Consider the following 6469-nt stretch of genomic DNA (forward strand, 5'->3'; position numbering starts at 1 on the left):
GTTTTTTGCTTCATCTGCAAATTTTTAGACACTTGCCTATATGCAAATTCTATGATAAACTTAAGTGCAAAGCATATCAAGAATCAAATAAAGGCTTTTGTCTAATCTTGGACAAAAAAATAAATCTGCAAAGGGAGGAATTATCTTTGAAATACGATCTTACAAAAAAAATTACCAAAGGAGCCAGGCGAACCTTAGATGCTTTTTTTAATAGTATGCTTGAACTGCTTTCCAATAAATCTTTTGAAGAAATCACCGTTAATGAACTCTGCCAACAAAGTAATTATCCTCGGGCTACATTCTACAACTATTTTGACGATAAATATGATTTATTAAATTATTGTTTGTATGTCCTTGCCAAACAGATTCATCTTGAAGAATATAAAAACTTGGATCCGGAAGAAAGTTTATATATATTCTTTGATCGAATGTATGATTTGATTACTGCTCGTCAGGATATGATTCAACATATTTTGAAATTTAACTCCGGAGAAAATTTACTGCTCAGTCATTTTCAGATCTATATGAATATTCAAATGCGAGAAATTTTTTGTCAGTGTCAATGCAAAGACCGTTATAAGATTCCATATGAGATTGTAGCAGAACACTACTGCAATACCATCCTTCTCATTTTAGAATGGAGCTTTTTGAAAAAGAACAGCTGCTCCAAAATCCAGGCCCATGAATATCTGAAATATCTTTTGAGATCACTATAAAGCATTATAAAATTATACCCTCACGTCAATTTTATGACACGAGGGTATATTCTTAATATTTTCTTTTCAATTGACCTATCCTTCATCTATTATATAGGGCACAGTGACTATGGCTATATTCCTTCTTTTAAGAAGCATGGTTTTGATAAACAGCGAAGTCTGGTTGTGAAGTATGTTTCCCCACCATTTTGTAACTACAAACTGAGGCATGACTACCGTTACAGTGTCCTTTGAGCCTGCGGCATATTCTTCCGATTCTATGAATTTAACCAGGGGGCCAACTATACTTCTGTAGGGTGATTTTTTGACTATTATAGGTATATCTACATCATACTGATGCCATTTTTTCAAAAGTTTCTCTGTAGCGCTGTCATCCACTGAAACATGAAATATTATTATATTGTCCGATATGGTTCTGGCATAATTCAAAGCCTTTAAAAAAGATTTATTGAGAGTATCTATGGGGACTATCACATATCTTTTCTGTGAGGCAAAATCTATTTTCTTAGGTTTCTGATCCAAAGGGAGCCTCAGCTGTCTTGCAACTTCAGTATAATGCAGTTTTATTTTTCTCATAACATAGACTACAGCAGGTATCAGTATAAAAACCACCCAGGCTCCATGAATAAACTTGGTAACCCCTATTATAACTGCAGTTATAAGAGTCATAAAGGCACCCAATCCATTTATAAATGCCTTATGTCTCCAGGCAGAGCCCTTGTTTTTTATCCACCTTCTGAACATTCCAGCTTGGGATAACGTAAATGATATAAATACTCCTACAGCATAAAGAGGCAGTAAATAATGTGTATCCCCTTTAAAAATTATGACCAGTATACAGGACAATAGTCCCAGCATAACTATTCCATTGGAATAATTGAGTCTTTTGCCCCTTTTTGCAAACTGTCTTGGTGCATAACCATCTTTAGCCATAAATGCCAGCAGCAGCGGAAGCCCTGCAAAGGCGGTATTCCCGGCTAAAACCAGTATGACGGCAGTAGTTGCCTGAATTACATAGAACATGATATTTTTATCAAATATCTGCTGGGAAATCTGTGCCACCACAGTTACCTCCGAGTTCGGAACAGCATGATAAAGTGTAGCCAGATAGGAAATTCCTCCAAATACCAGCAGCACAATGAGAGCTAGAAGACCCAGTACCATTTTGGCATGTTTTTGTGAAGGTTCCTTGAAATTTGGAACACCATTGCTCACTGCTTCTATGCCCGTTAAAGCTGTACATCCACCTGCAAAAGCTTTCAGAAAAAGAAAAAGAGTTATATTTTCGGAGGCTTCAGGTATCTTATAGAACGGCACAGGCGTATATCCCATAAAATGTATTTTAATTACTCCCCACACGATCATGAACAATACAGAAATTATAAAAAGATATGTGGGCACTCCAAACAATTTGGAGGATTCCCTCACTCCTCTCAAATTTCCGATGACAAGTAAGATTATAAGTCCCAATGTTATTCCAACTCTATGAGGAAGTAAAAAAGGTGCTGCCGAGGTAATAGCTGCAGTCCCGGCAGAAGCACTTACCGCCACAGTCAGTATATAGTCTATGGTGAGGGAGGCACCTGCTATAAGCCCTGCGGTAGTCCCAAGATTGTCCTTGGCTACAACATAGGAGCCTCCTCCTGAAGGGTAGGCATCTATAGTTTGTCTATAGGAAAAAGTAAGCATAAACATTAAAAATACAATGAGCATTGAGGCGTACATCATATATTTATAAGACAACACTCCTATTGCGGGAACCAGTATCCAAAGTATTTCCTCCCCTGCATAGGCCACAGATGAAATAGCATCGCTGGACATTATGGGGAGTCCCCAGAATACACTGAATTTTTCCTTTTTTAATTCTTGAGTTTTTAAACTCTTTCCTGTTAATCCATTTAAAAAATTTCCCAATTTAAAGCCCATCCTTAACACCTCTAAAAGTAAATTTATCTCTCAACTTATTGTTTTCTGATATGATGTGTTATTATACCATCAATTAGATAAATTTTAGATTAAGATTTATCCGTATGTATAAAGATTGTATAAAGATTCTATTCTATAATAAATCTGATGAATGGTTCACATTGTTTATATGATAAATGAAACTGCCAACAATATTTCTATCAAGTTATGCACTTATGTTATAATGTTATTAAACAATATAAAAGGTGGGTTTTACATGAAATATGAAGTTCTCCATTTACTGAAAAAAAGCAGCACAACATTCTTATCTGGGCAGTTGATAAGTGAAAAGCTAGGAGTGAGCCGCACATCTATATGGAAATACATAAAATCTTTAAAGGAGGATGGATATATAATAGATTCTTCCTCAAAAAAAGGCTATAGATTAATAAGTTCCCCGGATATACTGACTTTTGAAGAAGTCAATCCATATTTAAAAACAAACCATATGGGTAAAAAAATCCTGCACTTTGAAAGTATAAATTCAACAAACAACAAAGCAAAGGAATTATCTGAAAAGGGCGAAGATCATGGAACTGTGGTAATATCCGAAGAACAGGTAGGCGGCAAAGGCAGATTGGGTCGTTCCTGGTGCTCCCCAAAATATAAGGGAATAAGTCTGTCTATAATACTGAAGCCAAATATAAATCCTATGGAGGCTCCCAAGATAACTCAAATAGCTGCTGCTGCCATGATAGAGAGTTTAAGGGAATTTAATATAAATGCTAAAGTAAAATGGCCTAATGATATAATAATTAGAGGCAAAAAAGTCTGTGGAATTTTGACAGAAATGAGCGGTGAATTAAATAGAGTAAACTACATAATTGTAGGCATAGGTATAAACGCCAACCTGGATAAAGATGATTTTTCAGAAGATCTGCTGGATAGGGCCACTTCCCTTAAAATAGAGACAAATACCAGTATAAATAGGAAATCACTAGTAGGCATGCTTTTAAATAAATTTGAATTTTTATATGCTGAATTTCAGGAAAAGAAACAAATCGAACTTTCCATAAAAATATGTAAAAATAATTCTGCTGTTATCGGTAAGAATATAAAGGTAGTTAGAAATAACAATGAAAAATGTGCAAAGGCACTTGATCTGGATGGAGATGGGAGATTGGTGGTTCAATACAAGGATGGCTCTCTGGAAAAACTTGTATCCGGTGAAATCTCTATAAGAGGGCTAAATCAATATATTTAAATTTTGATTTATATTTTACATTTAAGTATACTATAAAATTTTATTATAGACAAAACTCAAATCATAACATATAGATATTTGTTATAAAATATACTGTCATGTATAATTATCATGAATTAAATCTAAGGATAAAATAATTTGTTAAGGGAGGTTTTATGTTATGAAAAGAATTTTATCCATCATATTTTCTATATTATTTATTGGTGTACTAGCTGTTGGATGTTCCTCAGGTGAACAATCCTCCAATACACAAAAACAATCTACTGAAAATAAGGAACAAAAAACTCTTACTGTGGATAAAAATAAAAAAGAGGTCAAAATATCGGCACAGGTAAATGGAAAATATTTTACTGAAAATACCAGACATGGTGTAGTTTTTAAGGATGGTAAGAATGGCGAAAAATCTGTATTGAGAGGTTTTGTAAAACCAGAGGATTTTTATAATGCTCTGATCTCCATTGGTGCAAAACCTGGAAATAATCTAGAGGCAGGTGATAAAGGCAAGGGCAAAAAGGTAGAGGGATCAAAATTAAACGTATACATTACTTGGAATGGCCTTGGAAAGGAAATACCTTTCTCAGATATTATATATTCAAGTGATCCCAGACCAATGGACATAAGATTCGGCGGTAACCTGGCCCATGCTAAAAAGATGAATACGGGCTGCATATTATGCTTAGATAGTTGTCCAGTAGGTATTACCAGTAATTCTGCTTATGCATTTGGAGAATCCGATACAGTTAAATTCCACGGTAAAAAGGATGTCCTTCCAAAGGACGGCACAGATGTTACCGTTATATTCAGATTAGCAGAATAAATAGTTTTTTGGGGTACGATGTTTATACATCGTACTCTATTTATTTCATACATTTCAGGAGGTTAAAAATGAAATTTTTCAGCTTAATATACAACGGGTTTATATGGGGGCTGCTGCTCTCCATTATAGCTTTCCAAAATGAATGGCTGGAGATGAGGATCAATACGGGTATAATAATTCCAATTACAATGGCATTATGTTTTATTGTATATTTCATTAAGTCAGCAAAAAAACATCCATTATATAAAATTGGCTTTAAATTCAGCATATTTAATCTGATATCATGTGTTTTAATAACGATTTTAATAATCGGTACAGACAGATTTCAGATTCTGCCAGCTTCTATAATAAGAGAAGGAATACATTACAGCAGCTTAAGCTTTTCTACAGTAAATTTAATATTATCTATATTCTTTATAACAGGACTTTTTATTATATTTTTATCCAGCAGATCCCAAAAACACTTTAAGTATAAATAACTTATAAATGATCTTCATTTCTGCGTTTAAATTATAGTAGAAAAGCAAATTATAATATCAAATACATTGAAGGATGTGTAAATTATGCTTTTAATAAAAAACGTAGAAATATTTGATCCCAGATCTATAGGTAAAAAAAATATATTCATATGCTTTGATAAAATAGCATATATCTCTCAAAGAATAAACATTCCGGATAAAAATTTCCCCCAGGTAGAAATACTAGACGGAACTGGATTAAAAGCTATTCCAGGACTAATCGATCTTCATATACATATAAACGGCGGTGGAGGAGAAGGGGGCTTTTACAACAGAACCCCGGAATTAGGACTTACAAAATTCACATTAAATGGTGTTACAACCTGCGTGGGTCTTTTAGGTACAGATGGAATTACAAGAAATATGGAAGGTCTGCTGGCAAAGGCACAAGCCCTTCAGTCCGAGGGAATAAGCACATACTGCTGGACAGGATGTTACGATGTACCAACTAGGACCCTTACAGACAGTGTCCGAGGCGATATTATCACTGTGGATAAAATAATAGGGGCTGGCGAAATAGCTGTTTCCGATCATAGGGGAAGTCATCCTTCCGATGAAGATCTGATACATTTGGCCTGTGAAACCCGGGTAGGCGGACTTATTTCAGGTAAATGCGGAGTTCTTCATATGCATCTTGGAGATGGCAAAAGAGGGTTGACTCCTATATTTGATGTAATAGAAAATTCAGATATACCTTTTGAAAATCTGCTCCCTACACATCTCAATAGAAACAGTCTATTATCCAGACAGTGCATGGAATATTTAAAAATGGGCGGCTTCACTGACATAACAACAGGGATTAAAAATGAAAATGATGATGCCATCAGTTCATCTCAACTGTATCAAACGATATTAAAGGAAAATATTTCTCCATACCATGTGACCATGAGCTCTGACGCAGGAGGAAGTATGCCTTTTTTTGACAGCAGTGGAAAACTGACCAAATTAACCATAGGCATGCCTTCTACTGACATTGACTCCATAAGGGAATCCATTGAAAGAGGTCTCTCCATGGAGTTGGCCCTTATCCCTCTTACTCTTTCACCTGCCAGATTTCTTAAATTTCCCTGCAAAGGTAAAATAGCAGAGGGCTATGATGCAGACTTGGTTTTATTAGATGATAAATTAAATATTCACACCGTTATAAGCAGAGGAAAAATTATGGTTCAAAACTACAAACCAACTGCATACGGAACCTTCGAAAATAAATAAGAGGGTTGTTTTATCCCTCTTATTTATATCCTGCTTC

Annotated in this window: 6 protein-coding genes; 5 read left to right on the forward strand and 1 reads right to left on the reverse strand. The window is 35.0% G+C overall.

Features of this window, described 5'->3' with window-relative positions; translation table 11 throughout:
- Positions 1 to 146: 146 nt before the first annotated feature.
- Entirely contained in the window at positions 147 to 716 is a 570-nt protein-coding gene (locus ACFHWD_RS09620; RefSeq protein ID WP_378061561.1) for a TetR/AcrR family transcriptional regulator, read from the forward strand.
- A 75-nt stretch (positions 717 to 791) separates the two neighbouring features.
- On the opposite strand, the gene ACFHWD_RS09625 is transcribed toward ACFHWD_RS09620, so the two are convergent.
- Positions 792 to 2642: an APC family permease gene (locus ACFHWD_RS09625; RefSeq protein WP_378061563.1), complete on the reverse strand. Its 1851-nt coding sequence runs from the start codon at positions 2640 to 2642 to the stop codon at positions 792 to 794.
- A gap of 256 nt (positions 2643 to 2898) precedes the next feature.
- On the opposite strand from ACFHWD_RS09625, the gene ACFHWD_RS09630 reads away from it, so the two are divergent.
- From ACFHWD_RS09630 to iadA, 4 genes are all read left to right on the forward strand, one after another.
- Positions 2899 to 3885 (forward strand): biotin--[acetyl-CoA-carboxylase] ligase, encoded by a 987-nt coding sequence (locus ACFHWD_RS09630; RefSeq protein ID WP_229981274.1) that lies wholly within the window; start codon positions 2899 to 2901, stop codon positions 3883 to 3885.
- A 160-nt stretch (positions 3886 to 4045) separates the two neighbouring features.
- The gene (locus tag ACFHWD_RS09635) at positions 4046 to 4702 is read left to right on the forward strand and encodes a YdjY domain-containing protein (protein ID WP_229981273.1); all 657 of its coding nucleotides are present in this window, start codon (positions 4046 to 4048) and stop codon (positions 4700 to 4702) included.
- Positions 4703 to 4770: 68 nt separating this feature from the next.
- Positions 4771 to 5181: a hypothetical protein gene (locus tag ACFHWD_RS09640; protein ID WP_150358930.1), complete on the forward strand. Its 411-nt coding sequence runs from the start codon at positions 4771 to 4773 to the stop codon at positions 5179 to 5181.
- A gap of 84 nt (positions 5182 to 5265) precedes the next feature.
- Positions 5266 to 6432, forward strand: coding sequence for a beta-aspartyl-peptidase (gene iadA / locus ACFHWD_RS09645; protein WP_229981271.1), 1167 nt, complete (start codon positions 5266 to 5268; stop codon positions 6430 to 6432).
- Positions 6433 to 6469 lie beyond the last annotated feature (37 nt).

This window comes from Clostridium sp. MT-14, from assembly GCF_042436595.1.
Classification (GTDB): Bacteria; Bacillota; Clostridia; order Clostridiales; family Clostridiaceae; genus Clostridium_B; species Clostridium_B aromativorans.

Coding starts and splice junctions, on each gene's coding strand:
- ACFHWD_RS09625 (WP_378061563.1), bottom strand. CDS start 2,642: ATGGGCTTTAAATTGGGAAATTTTTTAAATGGATTAACAGGAAAGAGT.
- ACFHWD_RS09640 (WP_150358930.1), top strand. CDS start 4,771: ATGAAATTTTTCAGCTTAATATACAACGGGTTTATATGGGGGCTGCTG.
- iadA (WP_229981271.1), top strand. CDS start 5,266: ATGCTTTTAATAAAAAACGTAGAAATATTTGATCCCAGATCTATAGGT.
- ACFHWD_RS09630 (WP_229981274.1), top strand. CDS start 2,899: ATGAAATATGAAGTTCTCCATTTACTGAAAAAAAGCAGCACAACATTC.
- ACFHWD_RS09635 (WP_229981273.1), top strand. CDS start 4,046: ATGAAAAGAATTTTATCCATCATATTTTCTATATTATTTATTGGTGTA.